Source organism: Streptomyces sp. NPDC046712 (assembly GCF_040645695.1).
Taxonomy (GTDB): domain Bacteria; phylum Actinomycetota; class Actinomycetes; order Streptomycetales; family Streptomycetaceae; genus Streptomyces.
In genome coordinates this window covers 374260-393442 of record NZ_JBEYYW010000002.1, presented here as the reverse complement: position 1 = coordinate 393442, position 19183 = coordinate 374260, and the positions used below count along the sequence as shown (strand labels likewise).

Below are 19183 nucleotides of genomic sequence, written 5' to 3'. Positions count from 1 at the left end.
TCGAGACCTTTTGGGGTGGGCATGGGAAGGACCGTGCGGTGGGGCGTGCTGGCGACGGGCGGGATCGCGGCGCAGTTCACCACCGATCTGCTGACGACGGAAGACGCGGAGGTGGTGGCCGTGGCCTCCCGTACGGAGACTTCGGCACGGGCCTTCGCCGACCGCTTCGGCATCCCGCGGGCGTACGGGGGATGGGCCGCGCTCGCCGCCGACCCGGACGTGGACGTGGTGTACGTGGCGACCCCGCACCACGCGCACCGGCCGGCCGCCCGGCTGGTCCTCGAGGCGGGCAAGGCGGTCCTCTGCGAGAAGGCCTTCACGCTGAACGCGCGGGAGGCCGAGGAGTTGGTCGCCATGGCCCGCGACCGTGGCCTCTTCCTGATGGAGGCCATGTGGATGTACTGCAACCCGCTGATCCGGCGCGTGGCGGAGCTGGTGCGGGACGGGGCGATCGGGGAGGTCCGCTCGGTCCAGGCGGACTTCGGGCTCGCGGCGGACCTCACGCCCGGCCACCGGCTCCTGGACCCGGCCCTGGGCGGTGGCGCGTTGCTCGACCTCGGCGTGTACCCGGTCTCGTTCGCGCAGCTGCTGCTCGGCGAGCCCGATTCCGTACAGGCGCACGCGCGGCTCTCGGCGGAGGGGGTCGACCTGAACACGGGGATCCTGCTGGGCTGGGAGTCGGGTGCGGTGGCCACGCTCTCCTGCTCGGTCGTCGCGGACACCCCGCGGACGGCGTCGGTGACGGGCACGGCGGGCCGGATCGACATCCCGCACGGCTTCTTCGCTCCGTCGGGGTTCACCCTGCACCGCGCCGGCCGGGAGCCCGAGGAGTACGTCGGCGAGGGCGAGCGGATCACCTTCCGGCACGAGGCGGCGGAGGTGATGCGGTGCCTGCGCGCGGGCGAGACGGAGTCCCCGCTCGTCCCCCTGGACGGCTCGCTGGCGGTGATGCGGACGCTCGACGCGGTACGGGACCGCGTCGGCGTCCACTATCCGTCCGAACTGGCGGTCACGCCGGCTTGAGACCCGGGTCGCCCGCCTCCGTGACGAAGGAGCCGGCCGTGGTGACCGGGGCGCCCGGGGTCGTCACGGCCGAGACCGTACGGAAGTCGGCGCGGGCGCTCCGCTCGCCCAGCGCGACCGTCACATAGCCGCGCCGCCCGTTGTAGAACTTCATGTGCGGGTTGGCCGTGGTGAGGGCGTCGTAGTTGGCGGGCCGGTCGGCGCCGTCCTTGCCGCTGGCGATGGAGGTGGCGACGATCTCGGTGCCGAGGGTCCGGGACGCCGGGTCGCGGTGGTCAGCCTTGATGTCGAGGCCGTAGCCGACGTGGACGTCGCCGGTGAGCACCATCAGGTTCTCCACCCCGGCCGCCGCCGCTCCGTCCAGGATCCGCTGCCGGGAGGCCGGGTAGCCGTCCCAGGAGTCCATGGACAGCTTGAAGTCGGCCGTCGGCACGTTCCGCCGCTCGGCGAAGACGACCTGCTGCGGGAGGACGTTCCAGCGCGCGTCGGAGGCGCGCCAGCCGTCGAGCAGCCACCGCTCCTGCGTGGCGCCGGTCATGGTGCGGCTCGGGTCCTCGGACTCGGGACCGGGGACCTGCCAGCCGTCGCCGTACGCCTGGTTGGAGCGGTACTGGCGGGTGTCGAGGATGTCGAACTGGGCCAGCCGGCCGAAGCGGAGGCGGCGGTAGAGCCGCATGTCGGGGCCCTCGGGCTGCTGGGGCTTCCGGAGCGGCTGGTTCTCCCAGTAGGCACGGTAGGCGGCGGCGCGGCGGAGCAGGAACTCCTCGGGCGGCACGTCGTTCTCCGGGATCTCGCCCGCGTAGTTGTTCTCGGTCTCGTGGTCGTCCCAGGTGACGACGAAGGGGTGCGCGGCGTGCGCGGCCCGCAGGTCGGGGTCCGACTTGTAGAGGGCGTACCGCAGCCGGTAGTCCTCCAGGGTGATCGTCTCCCGGTTGAAGACGGCGGGCAGGCGTCGGTCGGTGTAGGCGCGGGCGCCGCCGGTGGCGTTGACGGCGTACTCGTAGAGGTAGTCGCCGAGGTGGAAGACGACGTCGACGTCCTCCTGGGCGAGGTGTCCGTACGCGGTGAAGTAACCGTCGTGGTACGCCTGGCAGGAGACGGCGGCGAGCGTGAGCCCGGAGATCCGGGCGCCGGCGGCGGGCGCGGTGCGGGTGCGGCCGACGGGGCTGATCCAGTCGCCGACGCGGAACCGGTAGAAATAGATGCGATCCGGGTCGAGATGGTCGACCTCGACGTGGACGCTGTGCTGGAACTCGGGGTGCGCGGTGGCCTTGCCGCGCCGGACGGTCCGGGCGAAGCGCTCGTCGTGGGCGAGCTCCCAGCGGACGGCGACCCGGGAGCGGGGCAGTCCGCCGTCGGGCTCGAAGGGGCGGGGCGCGAGTCTGGTCCAGAGGAGGACGGAGCCGGGCAGCGGGTCACCGGATGCCACCCCCAGGGTGAACGGGTTCTCGGTGATTCCGGCGGGGTTCAGCTCGGCGGCGCTCGCGCTGCCGGCGGCCGGCAGGTTGACCGCGAAGGCGAGCGCGGCGGCGGCTCCGGTGACGGTGAGGAAGCGGCGGCGGCCGAAGTGGCGGGCGGCGGCGCGCAGTTCGTCGCCGTGCTGGTGAACGTGTGTCATGTACCCCTCCCCAGGCGGATGTTGTCCGTCCGGTATTCGAGTGGGGCGGGGCGACATCACGTTGTCGGGTACAGAACATCCACGTGTCGGACGGATGAGTTCATGGGGCACACGTCTGCCGTACGCTGCGCGCCCATGAGTACTGAGTCGCGCGTCGCAGTGGTGACGGGAGCGGGTTCGGGCATCGGCCGCAGCGTGGCGCGGGCCCTGGCGGAGGCGGGCTGGTCGGTGGCGCTTGCGGGCCGCCGGCGGGAGCCCCTGGAGGAGACGGCCGCGTCCGTCTCCTCCGACGACGTCCTGTGCGTCCCGACGGACGTGACGTCACCGGAGGCGGTGACGGCCCTCTTCGAGGCGGTACGGGACCGGTTCGGCCGGGTCGACCTGCTCTTCAACAACGCGGGGACGTTCGCGGGCGGCGGGGTCCCGGTCGAGGACCTTGACCACGAGACCTGGCGCTCGGTGGTCGACGTGAACCTGACGGGCTCGTTCCTGTGCGCCCAGGCGGCGTTCCGGGCGATGAAGGCACAGTCCCCGCAGGGCGGCCGGATCATCAACAACGGCTCGATCTCGGCGCATGTGCCGCGCCCGCACTCGATCGCGTACACGGCGACGAAGCACGCGATGACGGGTCTGACGAAGTCGCTGTCGCTCGACGGGCGCCCGTACCGGATCGCCTGCGGTCAGATCGACATCGGGAACGCGGCGACGGAGATGACGGCACGGATGCAGACCGGGATTCTGCAGGCCAACGGCGAGCTGGCGGTGGAGCCGGTGATGGACGCGGCGGACGTGGCGGCGACGGTGGTGCACATGGCGGGCCTGCCGCTGGAGGCGAACATCCAGTTCGCGACGGTCATGGCGACGACCATGCCGTACATCGGACGGGGGTAGCGGGGCGGGGTGCGCCCCGACACCGGACGGGGTAGCGGGCCGGATGCACCCCGACAACCGCCGCGGGTAGGGCCGGGTGCGTCCCGAGGCTTAGGCGCTCGGCGGGACCTGATGGACCGTCCGCCGCGCCGGGTACCAGACCTCGTCCTCGCCCTTGGCGCGCCCCTCGATGTTCCAGCTCCAGGAGACGGTCGGCATGATGCGCGCATAGAGGCCGGGACCCACCAGCCCCACGCGCTCGACCGGGTCCTCGGCCCGGCCGTAGACCCGTACGGAACGGGCGACGAACGGGTCGAAGGAGACGAGATCGTCGACGACGAGGGCCACCTCGCGGTGACCCGCGCGGATGTTGCGGAACTTACGGGTCCTGCCGATGGCGGGCCCGGTCCCGCCGACCCAGAAGGCGCCGCCGTCGTACTCGAAGGCGACCGGGACCACATCGGGCTGCCGGCCGTCGGGGGACAGCGTAGCCAGCCGGGCGAGGGGCTGCGACCGCAGATAGGCGATCTCGTCGTCGGTGAAGGACAAGTCGACCCTCAGGCCTGTCCGGTCTCGAAGCGGGCGATCTTCCCGCCCTCGACGACGAAGCGCCAGCGGGTCCGCATCTCGCCCCAGGTGTCGTTGCGGAAACGGGCGACGAGGGAGTGCCCGTCGTCCTTGACGGACTCGATCTCCATGTGGCCGCGGGAGGAGAAGATCTCCTTCTCGGTCCACTCGTCGAGGTTGCGGTCCGAACCGTCGTCGGACATGGAGGCGCCGGGGGCCAGGGCGGCCTGGAAGGCGTCACGGTCGTTGGCGTTGAGGGCCGCGACGAAGGCACGCACGGCCGGGTCGCTGAGCTTGTCCACGGGGATGGTCATGGCACTACCCGTACACCGCGCCGCCCCGATCCCCGCGGACCCGGGCCGGGAGTGTGGCGCGCGGCGGTGGCCGGAGTCGGCCACCTGGGCGAGCGGACTGGCAGGCTTCGGCCTCATGACCGACACCTGGAACACCATCGACCGACTGACGGCCTGGATCTCCGCGCACCACACCCTCCCGCCCGAACAGGACGTCCTGCTGCGCGTCCTGAAGCTCTCGGAGGAGGTCGGCGAAGTGGCCGAGGCCGTCATCGGCGCGACGGGCCAGAACCCCCGCAAGGGCGCGTCGCACACCTGGCAGGACGTCGAGTCCGAGCTGTGCGACGTGATCATCACGGCGATGGTGGCGCTCCGGACACTGACTCCGGACGCGGCCGAGGTCTTCGCGGGTCACGTGCGCCGGGTGGCGGAACGCTCGCTGGAGGCATGATCACCGGGTCCGCCCCGGCCCGATCGCTCAAGGCCCGGCACCGGCGGCCCTGCCTCCGAGACCTGGACCGGGACGGCGACGGAGTGGCCTGCGACAGCTAGCCGGTCGACACGTAGGCCCCCACCGTCTTCTCCGGTGGGGGCCTACGTGTCGAAGGATGTGAGGCAGACGAGCCGGGCTGTACGCCGGGTTCTGTGCCCCGGGACCTCGCGGTCGTCGGGGTGACGGCCATCCATCTAGGACCGGCGTTGCCGCCGGCCTCGTGCGGTCTACCCGCGAACTCGGGCGGGCAGCCCTCGAGCGTTCGCGCAGAGTCGTCCGAGGACGACCCCTCTTGACCTTGCTCCGGGTGGGGTTTACCTAGCCGCCTGAGTCACCTCAGGCGCTGGTGGTCTCTTACACCACCGTTTCACCCTTACCGAGGACCGAGGTCCCCGGCGGTCTGTTTTCTGTGGCACTGTCCCGCGGGTCACCCCGGGTGGCCGTTAGCCACCACCCTGCCCTGTGGAGCCCGGACGTTCCTCGGGAGGATCCGAAGATCCCCACGCGGCCGCCCGCCCGGCTCGTCTGCCGTGCCGACCATGCTACCCGCCGTGTCGCGTCCGCTTGACCTTGTCGCAGCGTCAGGGTTTGTACTGGGCTCATGCGAATCGGCGAGATCGCCGCCCTCGTCGGGGTCACCCCGCGGGCCGTGCGGCACTACCACCATCTCGGGCTGCTGCCCGAGCCCGTACGGCGGGCCAACGGCTACCGCGAGTACAGCATCCGCGACGCCGTCCTGCTCGCCCGGATCCGGCGGCTGACCGAACTCGGCCTCGGGCTCGACGAGGTGCGGGACGTCCTCGTCGACGACGAGGGACGGGAGCTGGTGGAGGTCCTCGAGGAGCTGGACACCGATCTCGGGCGACAGGAGGCGGTGATCCGCGAGCGGCGGGCGCGCCTCGCCGAGCTGCTCGGGGAGGCGCGGGCCGGTCGGCTGACCGCCGAGGGGCCCGTGTCGGCCGAGCTGGCCGACGTGTTCGCGGGTCTGGGAGAGGTCCCGGAGTCCCCCATGGCCGCCAAGGACCGGGAGGTGCTCGCCCTGCTCGACACCGTGGCGCCGGACGAGGAGCGGGCGAAGCTCATGAGCGCGATGCGCACCATGACGGAGGATCCGGAGGCCGTCGCGCGCGCTCACGACGTGTACGCCCGGCTCGACGCCCTCGCCGACGCCGACCCGGCCGACCCGCGGGTGGCGGAGGCGGGGCAGGCGCTCGCCGACCTGCTGCCGGACGAGGTGGTGGCGCGGCTCGACGGGCCGGGTCTGCCGCAGGGGCGGTTCACCGAGACCTTCTTCGGTGAGTTCTCCCCCGCCCAGACCGCCGCCGTCCACCACGCCCTCGTCCTGGTCCAGGAGCGTGCCCGATGACCGCCGCGATCCGGCTTCTGCGCGGGCTCGCCTACGCCTCCCTTCCCGCCGAGGTCGTACTCCTGGCCTGTCTCGTCGCCGGCGTACGGATACCCGCGCCCGCCGTCGCCGCCGCCGAGCTCGCCTGCCTGCTGCTCCTCGTCGTGAGCGGCGCCGTGTTCCTACGGCTCCGGCGGAACGGACTCTCCGCGCGGGAAGCCCTCGGCGAGCTCGTGCCCACGCCCGTACGGCGACTCGTGGGGCACGAGCTGCGGCTGATGGCGAGCCTCGCGCTGTGGGTGGCGCGCCGTCGGCACGGCATCCGCGCGGGCGATATGGCCTTCGGCCACGCCCGCGATCAGGCCGCCCTCATGTACGGCTTCGCGTTCGTCTGTCTCGTCGAGACCGTCGGCATGTCGTACCTGCTCGCCGACTGGCCCGTGGTCCACGCGATCGTGCTGGTCCTGGACGTGTACTCGGGGGTGCTGTTCGTCCTCGGGGTGCACGCCGCCTCCGTGACCCGGCCTCATGTCCTCACCGCCGACACGCTCCGCCTGCGGAAGGCCGCGCACCTCGATCTCCGCATTCCGCTCGACCGGATCGCCACGGTCCGGCACGAGCTGCTCTTCTCGCACGAGAAGACGGAAGGGGAACTCGACCTGGCCGTCGCCTCGCAGACCTCTCTCACCATCGAGCTGACCGAGCCGGTCGACGCGCCCCGGTTCCTGGGCGGGCCCCGGCCCGTACGGATCGTGCGCTGTCACGCCGACGACGCCCGCGCGCTGCACCGGGCGCTGACGCGGGCCGTCGCGGACGCGTGACGCACTCGCACGTCATCCACTCCCGCCGTGACGGGCGAGTGAGTCACTCACTCCGGCGTGACTCACCGGCTACGGCGTGACTCACTGCGGCACGTGCTTGAAGAGGACCTTGTCCCTGTCCGGGTCCTCGGGGTTCGCCTTCGTCAGCTTCACCTTCACCCGCGTCCCTTCCTTCAGCAGCCCTTGCGGGCTCTTCACCGTGCCCACCACGGCCGGATCCTTCAGATGCACGAGACCGTTCTTCTTCGCGCTGTCCCTCACGTCGATCACGAATCCGTCGAAGACGTGGCCGACCCGGTCCTTCAGAAGCGCCGCCTCGACGACGTTCATGCTCTCCCTGTCGACCTCCTTGCCGCGCCCCTTCTCCATGTCGTCCGGCAGATCCGTCAGTGCGTCCTTCACCCACGCGGGTGGCGCCTGGCCGTCGACGGCTGCCAGACAGAGCTCGCCCACATAGCGGTCGACCAGGCGGCGCAGGGGCGCGGTGCAGTTGGTGTACTCGTCGGCGATGGCGGCATGGACCACGGAGTCAGGAAGAGTGCCGTTCTTGAACTGGATGTAGTCAGCGTTCTGGAAGAGGCCGGTGGCGTCCCAGAGGAAGGCGGCGTGCCGGGGATTGTCCGGATCGAGCATGCGGATGAGTTCCGCGTACGACATGTGGTGCGGCCAGTCGATCTCCAGCCCCTCCGCGGAGCGGCGCAGCTTCTCGACCCCGTCAGGGGCGGCGCCGAGGGTGCGCAGGATCCCCGTGCCCGCGCCGATCATCAGATCGGCCGCGGCCATGCCCGCGAGCAGGGAGATCTGCTCGTTCCAGCCGTCGACATGGAGCGGGGCGTGATAGACGAGGGTGTACGAGTCGCCTGTCTCGACGACCTCCTGGTCGGGGAGATCGAGGGAGACCCCGCCGCGTTTCGCCTCCTGGGCCTCGCGGAGCGTGCCCACGGTCTTGAGCAGGGCGAGCGGTTCCTCCGCCTTGCCCGAGTCGATCAGCTGCTGGGCGCCGGCGTAGTCGAGCCTCAGACGGCTGCGGACCCGCGCACGGCGTACGTCGACGGCGACCTGGCGGCCGTCGGCGTCCAGGTCGAAGCGCCAGAGCAGGGCGGGCACGATCTGGTCGGGCAGCAGACTGGCGGCGTTCTCGGACAGGACGGGCGGGTGCAGCGGGATCTTCTCGTCGGGGAAGTAGAGGGTCTCGACGCGCTGGTGGGCCTCCTTGTCGACGGCGCCGCCAGGGGTGACGAACGCGGCGACATCGGCGATGGCGTAGTGGACGCGGTAGCCGCCGCCCTCCCGACGGGCGAGGTGCATGGCCTGGTCGAGGTCACGGGAGCCCGGCGGGTCGATGGTGAAGAAGGGGATGTCGGTGGCGTCGTAGTCCGGCAGCCGCGGGTTCGCCGCGGCCGCCTCCGCCTCGGCGACGACCTCCGGCGGGAATTTCGTCGGAACCTGCAGCCGGGTCCTGAGTGCGCGCAGCGCGGCCCGCAGGTCCTCGGCTGCGCCGGTCACGTGAATGCGACGACGTGGCATGGACCGAGCGTAGGCCGGGGAGCCGGGCCCGGCACTTTGTAGGCTGAACGCTCTGGGGCCGCACCCCCAGTCCTCTGGGGCCGCATGTTCAGCCCCGTACGTACGAAGGAGAACCACCGTGCTCGTGCTGTTGCCGCCGTCGGAGGGTAAGGCCGCATCGGGGCGTGGGACGCCGCTCAAGCCGGAGTCCCTGTCGCTGCCGGGCCTGGCCGAGGCGCGGGCGGCCGTCCTGGACGAGCTGGTCGAGCTGTGCGCCGCCGACGAGGAGAAGGCGCGCGAGGTGCTCGGTCTGAGCGAGGGGCTGCGCGGCGAGATCGCCAAGAACACGGAACTGCGGACGGCGGGGGCGCGACCGGCCGGCGAGATCTACACGGGAGTGCTGTACGACGCGCTGGGTCTGGCCACGCTGGACGCGGCGGCGCGGAAGCGGGCGCGGGCGTCGCTCCTGGTGTTCTCGGGGCTGTGGGGCGCGGTGCGCGTGGACGACCGGATTCCGTCGTACCGCTGCTCCATGGGCGTGAAGCTGCCGGGGCTCGGGGCGCTGGGCGCGCACTGGCGGGGTGCGATGGCGACCGTCATGCCGGAGGCCGCCGGGGACGGGCTTGTCCTGGACCTGCGGTCCTCGGCGTACGCCTCGGCGTGGAAGCCGAAGGGGGAGGTGGCGGCCCGGACGGCGACGGTGCGGGTGCTGCACGCGCCGACCCGGAAGGTGGTCAGCCACTTCAACAAGGCGACGAAGGGGCGGATCGTCCGGAGCCTGCTGGAGGCGGGCGCGGCCCCGAAGGATCCGGTGGAGCTGGTGGAGGCGCTGCGGGATCTGAAGTACGTGGTGGAGGAGGGCAAGGCGGGGGTGCTGGACGTGCTGGTGGAGGAGATCCACTAGAGACGGAACAGGGCGTGCGTTGCACAGTGCGCAACGCTCGTTGCGCGTGTTGCCGGGCGGGGGCAGGATGAGGCCATGACCTCCGCGTTGCCCTCCGTCCTCGACCTCGCCCCCGTCGTCCCGGTGGTCGTCATCGAGAGCGCCGCCGATGCCGTACCCCTGGCCCGCGCACTGGTAGCGGGCGGACTGCCCGCGATCGAGGTGACCCTGCGGACCCCGGCGGCGCTGGACGCCATCCGCGCGATCGCCGCCGAGGTCCCCGACGCGGTCGTCGGCGCGGGCACGGTCATCTCGGCGGCCGGGGTCGCGGACGCGGTCGGAGCAGGCGCGCGCTTCCTGGTGAGCCCCGGCTGGACGGAGAGCCTGCTGGACGCCATGACGTCCTCGGGCGTGCCGTTCCTGCCGGGCGTCTCGACCACCTCGGAGGTCGTTGCGCTCCTGGAGCGCGGGGTGCGCGAGATGAAGTTCTTCCCCGCAGAGGCCGCGGGCGGCGTCCCGTATCTGAAGTCCCTCTCCGGCCCTCTCCCCCATGCCCGGTTCTGCCCGACCGGCGGCGTCTCCCTGGCTTCCGCCCCCTCGTACCTCTCACTCCCGAACGTCGGCTGTGTCGGCGGCACATGGATGCTTCCCGCCGACGCGCTCGCGGCCCGCGACTGGGCGCGGATCGAGTCGCTGGCGCGCGAGGCGGCGGAGCTGCGGACTCGTTGACAGGCGGACAGGAGAGCAGGCGAACAGGCTGACAGCCCGTCAGGAGACGGTCAGGCCCACGTGGTCGGTCACGGGGCGGTACCCGAGCCGCTGGTAGAGCGCGTTACTGGTGGGGTTGGACAGGTCCGTGAAGAGCAGCACCTGCTCCGCGCCCGCGTCCAGGGCGGCCCGGCTGACCGCGCCGGTGACGGCGCCCGCGTACCCGCGACCACGGAGTCCGGCCGGTGTGTACACCGGTGAGACCCGGGCCTGGCCCGCGACGATCGGCGAGATGCTCGCCATCGACACCGGGCCGTCCTCCGTCTCCCAGAGGTGGAGGCGGCCGTCGGCGACGCGGGGCTCGATGTTCGGGGTGTAGTCGACATCCGCGTCCTCCCCGATGTCGCGGGCGAAGTTCCGCATCCACGCCACGGCCAGGGGGACGTCCTCGGCGGACGCCGTCCGTGCCCGGCCCGGCGGGGCGGGGTCCGGCGGGGTGAGCTCGCCGAGCCGGTACAGCCGCATCCGGCGCGTGGTCGTCCACCCTCGGCCGCCCGATCCCCCGCACAGCTCCGCGGCGAACGCCTCGGCCGTTTCCCGCTCGCCGCGCACGCCGGTCACCTCGGCCGCGTCGGGCAGCACGTGGACGAGGGCGCGGGCCGCCTCCACCGGCATCGGTCCGAGCGCGGGCTCGTGGGGCAACGTGAACAGGAAGGCACCGGTGACCTTCCCGCCCGGCTCGGTCCACCAGCCGTACCGCGCGGACTCGATGGGCCGCCGACGGGCGCCTTCGCTGAGGGTGAGCAGCACGGTGTTGCGCGCCGGGTCGGCGGCGAAGTGCTCGTGCGCGGCGGCGCGGAAGGCGTCGGCGTCCTCGGTGATGTGCCACGTCATGGCGCCGATGGTGCTACGGAACGAGGGGCGGGGCCACGGATTTCCGTGACCCCGCCCCTCCGCCGCCGTTGCGGGTCACCTCAGGTGCGAGGTGTCGTTCAGGAGCCGTACGGAGGCGTTGCCGTCCGCGTAGTACGCCACCGCCGACAGCGAGGCCGCCGAGAGCTCCATCCGGAACAGCGACTCCGGCGGGGCGCCGAGGGCCAGCCGCAGCAGGGTCTTGATGGGCGTGACGTGGGTGACGAGGAGGACGGTGCGGCCGGCGTACGCGGCGGTCAGCCGGTCCCGGGTCGCGGAGACGCGGCGCGCGACGGTCGCGAAGCTCTCGCCGCCGCCGGTCGGCGCGACCTTGGGCGAGGCGAGCCAGGCGTCGAGGTCCTCGGCGTACCGCTCCCGTACCTCGGCGAAGGTCAGCCCTTCCCAGGCACCGAAGTCCGTCTCGCGCAGTCCTTGCTCGATGCGCACGTCGAGGCCGAGGCGAGCGGCGACGGTCTCGGCGGTCTGGCGGCAGCGCCTGAGCGGCGAGCTGACGATCTCCTGGATCGTCCCGCGCGCGGCGAGCGCGGCGGCGACGGCCTCTGCCTGCCGCATCCCGGCGGCGGACAGCTCGGGGTCGGTGCCCCCGCTCCCCGAGAAGCGCTTCTCGGGCGTGAGCGCGGTCTCCCCGTGCCGAAGCAGCACGAACGTGGCAGGAGCCCCCATGTCGGGCGCCCCCCAACCCGGTGCGGCGGCACCACTGGTACGGGTGGCGCCTTCGGCACCGGCCGCGACGGAACCGCCGTCGGCCGTGGCAGGCGCCGGAACCAGCCCCGGCCCGGCCGCCGACCCACCGGCCGACGGGGCCTGCGCCCCGGCAAGGCCGGGCTCGGCGGTACGGCCGTGGGCAGCACCGGCCGGGGCCTGCGCACCTCCCTGTGCGGGCTGCGCCCCGGCGAGGCCGGGCTCCGCCGCGCGGCCGTGGGCCGCGCGGCCGACGTGTCCGAGGAGGCCCGCCTCGGCCTCGAAGTCACCGCTCGCCGCGGACTCGCGCTCGGCCGCGCCGGCCGCGGCCAGCGAGGCACGGGCCTGGGCCGCGATCGTCTCGTCGGCGGGGAAGAGGCCGTCGTCGGGCCCGGCTCCGGTGCTCGCGGCGGTGACCCCGGCGGCAGCCGAGCGCCCCGCAGTGGCGCCCGTACCCGTACCGGAAGCCGCACCCGCAAGCGCCGCTCGCGCGCGGGCCGCGCCCGCCGTCGCGTCGCCTGGGGGCGCCGAGGGTGCCGTCGCCGCGTTGCGCGCCGCCGAGGCGTCCAGGGCCGCGGAGGAGGCCGAGGGCTCCCACTGCCTGCCCCGCTTGCCCGCGTCCATCGCCTCGTTCGCGAGGCGGTCCGCGTGCTTGTTCCGCTCGCGCGGGATCCACTCGTAGCGGACCTGGTGCGCCGGGAAGACCCGGGCCGCCTCCGCCGCCAACGGCTTCATGTCCGGGTGCTTGATCTTCCAGCGGCCGGACATCTGCTCGACGACCAGCTTGGAGTCCATCCGGACATGGACCCTGGCGTCCGGGAACAGCTCACGCGCCGCCTTCAGACCGGCCACCAGGCCCTTGTACTCGGCGACGTTGTTCGTCGCGACGCCGATGTACTCGGCCCGCTCCGCGAGCGTCTCACCGGTCACCGGGTCCAGGACCACCGCCCCGTACCCGGCGGGCCCCGGGTTGCCCCGGGAGCCTCCGTCGGCTTCGACGACGACTTCCCTGATGGCCGTCATTACAGGCCGGACTCCGAGGTGCGGACCAGGATCCGACGGCAGTTCTCGCACCGCACGACCGCGTCCGCCGCAGCCGCCCGGACCTCGTTCAGCTCGGTGATGTTCAGCTCGATGTGGCAGCCCTCGCACTTGCGCTGGTACAGCCGCGCGGCGCCGATCCCGCCCTGCTGCTCGCGCAGCTTCTCGTAGAGCTTCAGCAGGTCGGCCGGGACGGAAGCGGCCACGAGCGCCCGCTCCTTGCCGACCGACGCCGCCTCGCCGTCCAGCTCGGCCTGCGCCGCGTCGCGGCGGGCGGTCGCGTCGTCGGCCTTGGCCTGGACGGCGGAGGCCCGCTCGGTCAGCTCGGCCACCCGCTCCTGGGCGGACTCACGGCGCTCCATGACCTCGAGGACGATGTCCTCCAGGTCGCCCTGGCGCTTGGCGAGCGAGGTGATCTCCCGCTGGAGGTTCTCCAGGTCCTTCGGGGAGGAGACGGCACCGGAGTCCAGACGCTGCTGGTCCCGTACGGCGCGCTGGCGCACCTGGTCGACGTCCTGCTCGGCCTTGGTCTGCTCGCGGGCGCAGTCGCTCTCCTCCGTCTGCGCGGCGACGAGCAGGTCGCGCAGCTGGGTGAGGTCCTTGGTCAGCGACTCGATCTCGGCGTGCTCGGGCAGGGACTTGCGCTTGTGGGCGAGCTGCTGGAGACGGACGTCCAGGGCTTGGACGTCGAGGAGTCGGATCTGGTCGGCGGGCGCGGCGTTCAGTTGGGGGCTCCAGGGGAGGTGTGATGGGAGGACCAGGGGTCGGTGACCGTCTTCGAGACGTGGACGCGCAGGTCCCAGCCGTGGCGGTCGGAAATCTCGTCGAGCTGGGCGGCGGCCTGCTCGCACCAGGGCCATTCGGTGGCCCAGTGGGCGGCGTCGATCAGGCCGATCGGCCCAGAGGAGGTGAGTGCGGCCTGGGTAGCCTCGGAGACCGGGTGGTGGCGCAGGTCGGCGGTGAGGAAGGCGTCCACGCCCGCGGCCCGTACGGCGCCGAAGAGGCTGTCGCCGGAGCCGCCGCTGACCGCGACCCGACGGACCGTCATCTGCGGGTCTCCGGCGACCCGGATCCCCTGCGCGGTCGCGGGCAGCCGCTTCGCGGCGCGGGCCGCGAACTCGGCCAGCGTCTCGGGGTGGTCCAGCTCGCAGATCCGGCCGAGGTTGTTCTCGGGGACCAGGGGCCCGATGATCCGCAGGTCGAGGGCGCCGGCGAGGGCGTCGGAGACCCCGGGGTCGGCGGTGTCGGCGTTGGTGTGCGCCACGTGCAGGGCGATGTCGTGCTTGATCAGCGTGTGCACTACCCGGCCCTTGAAGTGGGAGGCCGCGACCGTCGTCGTACCGCGCAGATAGAGCGGGTGGTGGGTGACGATCAGGTCGGCGCCGAGCGCGATCGCCTCGTCGGCGATCTCCTGGACGGGGTCGACGGCGAACAGGACACGGGTGACCTCGGCGTCGGGGTCGCCGCAGACCGTGCCGACGGCGTCCCACTCCTCCGCCCGCTCGGGCGGCCAGAGAGCGTCGAGCGCGGCGATGACTTCAGACAGACGGGGCACGAGGGCAAGGCTACCTGGCTCCCCTTTGCGCCTGAACCGGCGCCGCTCTCGCGGAGGTGGCCGGCCGCCGTCGGGGTTGCTCCATCGTCGGTCGCGGTGATCGTCGCCGAGCGGAGCCCTGGCGCCGCCGGTCGGCGCCAGGGGTTTCGCCGCCTACTTCACGAGGTAGCCGTGCAGGTCGTCCAGGACGCTGTCGGCCGCCGTCACGCCGAGGCCCAGGTACCAGGTCTCGTCCGGGACGTCCTTGGCCTGGCCGGCCTTGACCGCCTGGAGGTTCTTCCACAGCGGGTTGGCCTGGGCGGTGTCGCGCTTGGTGGCCTTCGGGTCGCCGTAGACGCCGGTGAAGATCCAGTCGGCGTCGGCCTGGTCGATCTTCTCGGGGCTGACCTCGGCGGCGAGGTCGTCGATCTGCTGGTTCTTGGGCCGGGGCAGGCCCGCGTCCTGGAGGATGGTGCCGATGAAGGACGCCTTGGCGTAGAGGCGGATCTTGCCCGGGAGGTAACGGACCATGGAGATGGTCGGCTTGTTCGGGCCTATGTCCGTACCGAGCTGCTTCGCCTTGGTCTCGTAGGCGGCGAGCTTCGACTTCGCGTCGGCGGTCTTGTCCAGGGCCGCGGCGTTGAGGAGGTAGTTCTCCTTCCAGGTGAAGCCGGGGCGGATGGAGAAGACGGTGGGGGCGATCTTCGAGAGCTCGTCGTACTTGTCCGCGGCGCGCAGCTGGCTGCCGAGGATCAGGTCGGGCTCCAGGTTGGCGATCGCCTCGAGGTTGAGATTGTTGATGGTGCCGACGGACTTGGGGCTGCCGGCGTCCTTCTGCAGATACGTGGGAATGCCATCGTCCCCCTCTGCGGGGGCGTAGCCGACGGGCTTGATGCCGAGCGAGACGACGTTGTCGAGCTCGCCGACGTCGAGGACGACGACCCGCTTCGGGGCGGACTTGATCTCGGTCGTGCCGAGCGCGTGGGTGAGGGTGCGCGGGAACTGGCCGGCCTTGGCGTCCGTCCCCATGGCCGCCGTCTTGGCCGCCGCGTCACCGAAGTCCTTGCCGCCCGTGGCGACGTCCTTCTTGGCGGCGCCTTCCTTCTTTTCCGAGGTGGCGCCCGATGTGCCGTCGCCGCTTCCGCATGCCGCGAGGGAGACCGCGGCGGCGAGGGCGAGGGCTGCGGCGGTGCCGCGGCGGCGGAAGGACATGAGGGGTTCTCCTGTACGAGTACGGGGACGGCGGCTCGGAAACCGGTACGGATCGGGTCCCCCACCCGGCCCCGCACCCGGAGTCACAGACTCCACTTAGGGTCGCCTTACCCTATGCCCCTCCCTTCTCTCCAGCACAACCGCCCCCCTCCCCTCAGCAGAATCGATTCACGGCCACCCTTATGTGTGAAGTGACCGGGCTCGTGTTGTTCGGCAGGAAGTGCGAAAACTAGCTTCGGTGGCCGGAGGTGACGAGTCGATGACAGCCTGTGCCATCGAGACAGCGGCGGAGGACGGCGGCGGCGCGGTGTGGCCGGCGCGGTTCACGATCACGGCGAACGGGGCGTACGCGGCACGGCTCACCGGCGCGGGGGACGCCCTGTACGCGGAGCGGTGGACCCTGGACGGGCCGGAGCCGTATGCCGTACCCCTTCCTCTCGACCAGCCCGAGGATCCCCACACCCAGCTGCTGCCGCTGGCGGACGGGCGGGTGCTGACCGGACGCCGGGTGGACGGCGACCGGCACACGTTCTCGCTGCTGTACCCCACAGGGCCCGGGACGGGGGAACTCTCCCTGGGAGCCGTCGAGTCCGAGAACCTCACCCTGCTGCCGCCCTCGCCGGACGGCATCTGCGGGTACGCGATGTGCGTCGGGGCGGACACCACCACGATCTGGCTGGTGGCGGGCGGGGCGTTCGGCCCCGAGCAGGTCGCCGAGGTCAAGGGCCGCTGCACGGGCGGGGTCTGGCTGGACCGTACGGGACGGATGCTCGCCCTCGACCGGCGGCTGGACGACGGCCCGGTCAAGGCGGTGGCGGTCGACCTGGAGCGCGGCGGTGAGGTGACGCCGCTGCTGCAGATCACCGAGGAGAGCGACGACCGGCTGCTGATGGCCGACCCGGACAGCGGGCTGCTGCTGATCCGCTCGGACGCTCCGTCACCGGGGCACGAGAGGCTGGGCTGGGGCGTCCTCGGCAGTCTGCTGCCGATCCGTTTCCCCGACTGCCTGCGGCTCGACGACGCGGCGGTGACCCCGTTCGCCGTGCAGCCGGGGCAGGTGCTGCTGCCGGAGAGCTGCGAGGTCGCGCTGCGGATCGACGCGGCGGCGGGGAGCTGGGTCGGGATGTGGCGCCCGGCGGATCGCCGGATGCACCAACTGGCCGCCCCGGCGGGGTGGCTGGCCGGATCGGGGGTCTGGACGGCGGACGCCGTGCTACGACTCCCGTACGCGACGGAGGAGACTCCCTGCGGGCTCGTCGGCCTGGAGGTCCCGCCGGATCCGGAGCCGGTCACGGTCACCGTGGAGCCGCGAGTCTGCCGCCCCGTCCCACTTCAGCAGGCACCCCTCGCCGACCGTAAAGCCGCTGGCTAGACTCTCGGCCGCACGAAAACAGCGATCATTACGGGGTGAGTTCCACCATGTCGGAAGCACGTACGGACGGGACGGAGCCGCACGGCTCCGGAAAGCATCGCGGCGAGGCGGCGCCGTCGGAGGACTCGCAGTCCTCTCCCCACGGCCGCCACCGCCGCGACGCGGAAGCGCAGTAGAGGCAGTTGAAACGGCCGGCCCCGGGGGGATCCCCCCGGGGCCGGCTGTTTCCCGCCCCCTCCTCAGCCCTTCTTCAGGCCCAGGACCTCGGCAGCGGCGAAGGTCTCACCCGCCGGACGTGACGCGTAGTGCGGTGACAGCAGCCCGTCCAGCTCCTCGTACGTGAACGCGTCCTTCGCCGTGTCGAACTTCGCCGCCACCCTCGGCCGGTCCACGATCGCGACCATCCCGCCGTGGACGACCAGCAGCTGGCCGTTCACCGCCGCCGCGGCCGGCGAGGCCAGATAGCCGACCAGCGGCGCCACGTGCTCCGGCGCCAAGGCGTCCAGCTCCCCCGCCGCCGGCTCCGAGAAGCCGGCGAAGACGTCCTCCGTCATCCTCGTCCGCGCCCGCGGGCAGATCGCGTTCGCCGTGACCCCGTACTTCGCCAGCGCCAGCGCCGTCGACGTCGTCAGGCCCACGATCCCGCCCTTGGCCGCCGCGTAGTTGGGCTGGCCCGCCGAGCCCGCGAGGAACGCCTCGGAGGAGGTGTTGACGATCCGGCCGTAGACGCCGGACTCCCCCGCCTTCGCCCGCCCCCGCCAGTGCACCGCCGCGAAGTGGGTGGTGTTGAAGTGGCCCTTGAGGTGGACCCGGATCACCGAGTCCCACTCCTCCTCGCTCATCGAGAAGACCATCCGGTCCCGCAGGATGCCCGCGTTGTTGACCAGGACGTCCAGCTTCCCGAACTCGCCGACCGCCAGGTCGACAAGACCCCGTGCGGTCTCGAAGTCGGCGACGTCGCCCAGGTGCGCCATCGCCCGGCCGCCCGCCGCGCGGATCTCCGCGGCGACCTCCTCGGCGGGGGCGGCCGACGCCTCGCCGGAGCCGTCCCGCCCCGGCTGTCCGTAGTCGTTGACGACGACGGACGCACCCAGGCGGGCGAGTTCCAGCGCCTCGGCCCGGCCGAGACCACGGCCCGCGCCCGTGACGATCGCGGACAGACCCTCAAGGGGGAGTGACATGTGTCGTGGTCCTCTCAGATCTCGATGCAGGTACGCAGCGCGACACCCGTACGCATCTGCTCGATCGCCTCGTTGATCCCGGAGAGCGGCACCCGGTGGGTGATCAGCGACTCCAGGTCGATCCGGCCCGCCCGCCAGAGCGCGATGGCCCGCTCGTACGAGCGCAGCACGTCACCGCCCCCGTACATCGACGGCAGGATCTTCTTCTCGTCGAAGAACAGCTCGAACATGTTGAGCTGCAGGAAGTCGTCGAGCGCGCCCGCGCCGACCACGCAGAGCGTGCCGCCGCGCCGGGTCGTCTCGTACGCGGTGCGGGCGGTGGCGGACTTGCCGACGACCTCGAAGACGTAGTCGAAGCCCTCGCCCGCGGTGATCCGCTGCTTGGCGTCGGCGAGCGCGTCGGGGGCGACGGCCTCCGTGGCGCCGAAGCGCAGGGCCGCCTCGCGCCGGGACTCGACGGGGTCGACGGCGACGATCTGGGCGGCGCCCTGGAGCTTGGCGCCCTGGATCGCGGAGATGCCGACGCCGCCGCAGCCGATCACGGCGACCGAGGAACCGGCCTCCACCTGCGCCGTGTTGATGGCGGCGCCCAGTCCGGTGGTGACGCCGCAGCCGATCAGGGCGGCGATGTCGAAGGGCACGTCGTCGGGGATCGGGACGGCGCAGCCGGCGTCGACGACGACCTCCTCGGTGAACGTGCCGGTCCCCGCGAAGCCGAAGACCTCCCCTCCGGGCCTGCGGAAGTTGGGTGTGCCGGCGTTCATGAATCCGGCCAGGCACAGCTGGGTCTGGCCGCGCTTGCAGGCCGGACAGGTCCCGCAGGCGGGCAGCCAGCACAGCAGTACGCGCTGCCCTTCGCTCAGCCCGGTGACGCCGTCGCCGACGTCGAGGATCTCGCCCGCGCCTTCGTGGCCGGGAATGAACGGCGCGGGCTGCGGGAGCACGCCGCTCATGGCGGAGACGTCGGAGTGGCACAGGCCGGTCGCCCTGACCCGGATCTTCACCTTGCCGGGGCCGAAGCCCACCGCCTCGACGTCGTCGAGGACTTCGAGTTTGTCCTGGCCTATCTCGTGCAGTACGGCTGCGCGCATGGTGCGGCTCC

General features: G+C 72.3%; 19 protein-coding genes and 1 other RNA gene. 8 read left to right on the top strand and 12 right to left on the bottom strand.

Annotated elements, in window-relative coordinates:
* Positions 1 to 21: 21 nt before the first annotated feature.
* Entirely contained in the window at positions 22 to 1023 is a 1002-nt protein-coding gene (locus tag ABZ939_RS04090; protein WP_361848915.1) for a Gfo/Idh/MocA family oxidoreductase, read from the top strand.
* Here ABZ939_RS04090 and ABZ939_RS04085 read toward each other — a convergent pair.
* Entirely contained in the window at positions 1010 to 2641 is a 1632-nt protein-coding gene (locus ABZ939_RS04085; RefSeq protein WP_361848912.1) for an alkaline phosphatase D family protein, read from the bottom strand. The two genes, ABZ939_RS04090 and ABZ939_RS04085, sit on opposite strands and share 14 nt — an antisense overlap.
* 135 nt (positions 2642 to 2776) lie before the next feature.
* Here ABZ939_RS04085 and ABZ939_RS04080 point away from each other — a divergent pair, with 135 nt between their 5' ends.
* On the top strand, positions 2777 to 3532 hold the full coding sequence (locus tag ABZ939_RS04080; RefSeq protein WP_361848909.1) for an SDR family oxidoreductase: 756 nt from the start codon (positions 2777 to 2779) through the stop codon (positions 3530 to 3532).
* A gap of 90 nt (positions 3533 to 3622) precedes the next feature.
* On the opposite strand, the gene ABZ939_RS04075 is transcribed toward ABZ939_RS04080, so the two are convergent.
* Complete coding sequence (locus ABZ939_RS04075) at positions 3623 to 4060, bottom strand: PPOX class F420-dependent oxidoreductase (RefSeq protein ID WP_361848906.1); 438 nt, start codon at positions 4058 to 4060, stop codon at positions 3623 to 3625.
* A gap of 8 nt (positions 4061 to 4068) precedes the next feature.
* Positions 4069 to 4392 (bottom strand): nuclear transport factor 2 family protein, encoded by a 324-nt coding sequence (locus ABZ939_RS04070; protein WP_361848903.1) that lies wholly within the window; start codon positions 4390 to 4392, stop codon positions 4069 to 4071.
* A gap of 115 nt (positions 4393 to 4507) precedes the next feature.
* Between ABZ939_RS04070 and ABZ939_RS04065 the strand changes: the two genes are divergently transcribed.
* Positions 4508 to 4822: a MazG-like family protein gene (locus ABZ939_RS04065; RefSeq protein ID WP_361849140.1), complete on the top strand. Its 315-nt coding sequence runs from the start codon at positions 4508 to 4510 to the stop codon at positions 4820 to 4822.
* A gap of 165 nt (positions 4823 to 4987) precedes the next feature.
* Here the strand turns inward: ABZ939_RS04065 and rnpB are convergent.
* Positions 4988 to 5388, bottom strand: an RNA gene (gene rnpB, locus ABZ939_RS04060) — RNase P RNA component class A.
* A gap of 77 nt (positions 5389 to 5465) precedes the next feature.
* Between rnpB and ABZ939_RS04055 the strand changes: the two genes are divergently transcribed.
* Together ABZ939_RS04055 and ABZ939_RS04050 are read left to right on the top strand one after the other, a co-directional pair.
* Positions 5466 to 6230: a MerR family transcriptional regulator gene (locus ABZ939_RS04055; protein ID WP_361848900.1), complete on the top strand. Its 765-nt coding sequence runs from the start codon at positions 5466 to 5468 to the stop codon at positions 6228 to 6230.
* On the top strand, positions 6227 to 7030 hold the full coding sequence (locus ABZ939_RS04050; protein WP_361848897.1) for a hypothetical protein: 804 nt from the start codon (positions 6227 to 6229) through the stop codon (positions 7028 to 7030). The genes ABZ939_RS04055 and ABZ939_RS04050 overlap by 4 nt, the downstream gene beginning before the upstream one ends.
* A gap of 81 nt (positions 7031 to 7111) precedes the next feature.
* On the opposite strand, the gene ABZ939_RS04045 is transcribed toward ABZ939_RS04050, so the two are convergent.
* Positions 7112 to 8557, bottom strand: coding sequence for an RNB domain-containing ribonuclease (locus tag ABZ939_RS04045; RefSeq protein WP_361848894.1), 1446 nt, complete (start codon positions 8555 to 8557; stop codon positions 7112 to 7114).
* Positions 8558 to 8675: 118 nt separating this feature from the next.
* Between ABZ939_RS04045 and yaaA the strand changes: the two genes are divergently transcribed.
* Positions 8676 to 9440, top strand: a complete 765-nt coding sequence (gene yaaA / locus ABZ939_RS04040) for a peroxide stress protein YaaA (RefSeq protein WP_361848891.1) — start codon at positions 8676 to 8678, stop codon at positions 9438 to 9440.
* A gap of 75 nt (positions 9441 to 9515) precedes the next feature.
* A complete protein-coding gene (gene eda / locus ABZ939_RS04035) occupies positions 9516 to 10148 on the top strand; it encodes a bifunctional 4-hydroxy-2-oxoglutarate aldolase/2-dehydro-3-deoxy-phosphogluconate aldolase (RefSeq protein WP_361848888.1) in 633 nt (210 codons plus the stop codon).
* Between the two features lie 39 nt (positions 10149 to 10187).
* Here eda and ABZ939_RS04030 read toward each other — a convergent pair whose 3' ends face one another.
* The 5 genes from ABZ939_RS04030 to ABZ939_RS04010 form a co-directional block, all read right to left on the bottom strand.
* The gene (locus ABZ939_RS04030; RefSeq protein WP_361848885.1) at positions 10188 to 11021 is read right to left on the bottom strand and encodes a GNAT family N-acetyltransferase; all 834 of its coding nucleotides are present in this window, start codon (positions 11019 to 11021) and stop codon (positions 10188 to 10190) included.
* A gap of 75 nt (positions 11022 to 11096) precedes the next feature.
* A complete protein-coding gene (locus ABZ939_RS04025; protein ID WP_361848882.1) occupies positions 11097 to 12764 on the bottom strand; it encodes a bifunctional RNase H/acid phosphatase in 1668 nt (555 codons plus the stop codon).
* Positions 12764 to 13507 carry a C4-type zinc ribbon domain-containing protein gene (locus ABZ939_RS04020; protein ID WP_361849137.1) on the bottom strand — a complete coding sequence of 248 codons (744 nt, stop codon included), beginning with the start codon at positions 13505 to 13507 and terminating at the stop codon, positions 12764 to 12766. The genes ABZ939_RS04025 and ABZ939_RS04020 overlap by 1 nt, the downstream gene beginning before the upstream one ends.
* Positions 13504 to 14337, bottom strand: coding sequence for a Nif3-like dinuclear metal center hexameric protein (locus tag ABZ939_RS04015; RefSeq protein ID WP_361848879.1), 834 nt, complete (start codon positions 14335 to 14337; stop codon positions 13504 to 13506). The genes ABZ939_RS04020 and ABZ939_RS04015 overlap by 4 nt, the downstream gene beginning before the upstream one ends.
* 153 nt (positions 14338 to 14490) lie before the next feature.
* The gene (locus ABZ939_RS04010; protein ID WP_361848876.1) at positions 14491 to 15528 is read right to left on the bottom strand and encodes an iron-siderophore ABC transporter substrate-binding protein; all 1038 of its coding nucleotides are present in this window, start codon (positions 15526 to 15528) and stop codon (positions 14491 to 14493) included.
* A gap of 259 nt (positions 15529 to 15787) precedes the next feature.
* Here ABZ939_RS04010 and ABZ939_RS04005 point away from each other — a divergent pair, with 259 nt between their 5' ends.
* Positions 15788 to 16900 carry a hypothetical protein gene (locus ABZ939_RS04005; RefSeq protein WP_361848873.1) on the top strand — a complete coding sequence of 371 codons (1113 nt, stop codon included), beginning with the start codon at positions 15788 to 15790 and terminating at the stop codon, positions 16898 to 16900.
* Between the two features lie 239 nt (positions 16901 to 17139).
* On the opposite strand, the gene ABZ939_RS04000 is transcribed toward ABZ939_RS04005, so the two are convergent.
* Both ABZ939_RS04000 and ABZ939_RS03995 read right to left on the bottom strand, forming a co-directional pair.
* Positions 17140 to 18081: a 3-oxoacyl-ACP reductase gene (locus ABZ939_RS04000; RefSeq protein ID WP_361848870.1), complete on the bottom strand. Its 942-nt coding sequence runs from the start codon at positions 18079 to 18081 to the stop codon at positions 17140 to 17142.
* A 14-nt stretch (positions 18082 to 18095) separates the two neighbouring features.
* Positions 18096 to 19172 carry a Zn-dependent alcohol dehydrogenase gene (locus ABZ939_RS03995; RefSeq protein ID WP_361848867.1) on the bottom strand — a complete coding sequence of 359 codons (1077 nt, stop codon included), beginning with the start codon at positions 19170 to 19172 and terminating at the stop codon, positions 18096 to 18098.
* Positions 19173 to 19183: the final 11 nt, after the last annotated feature.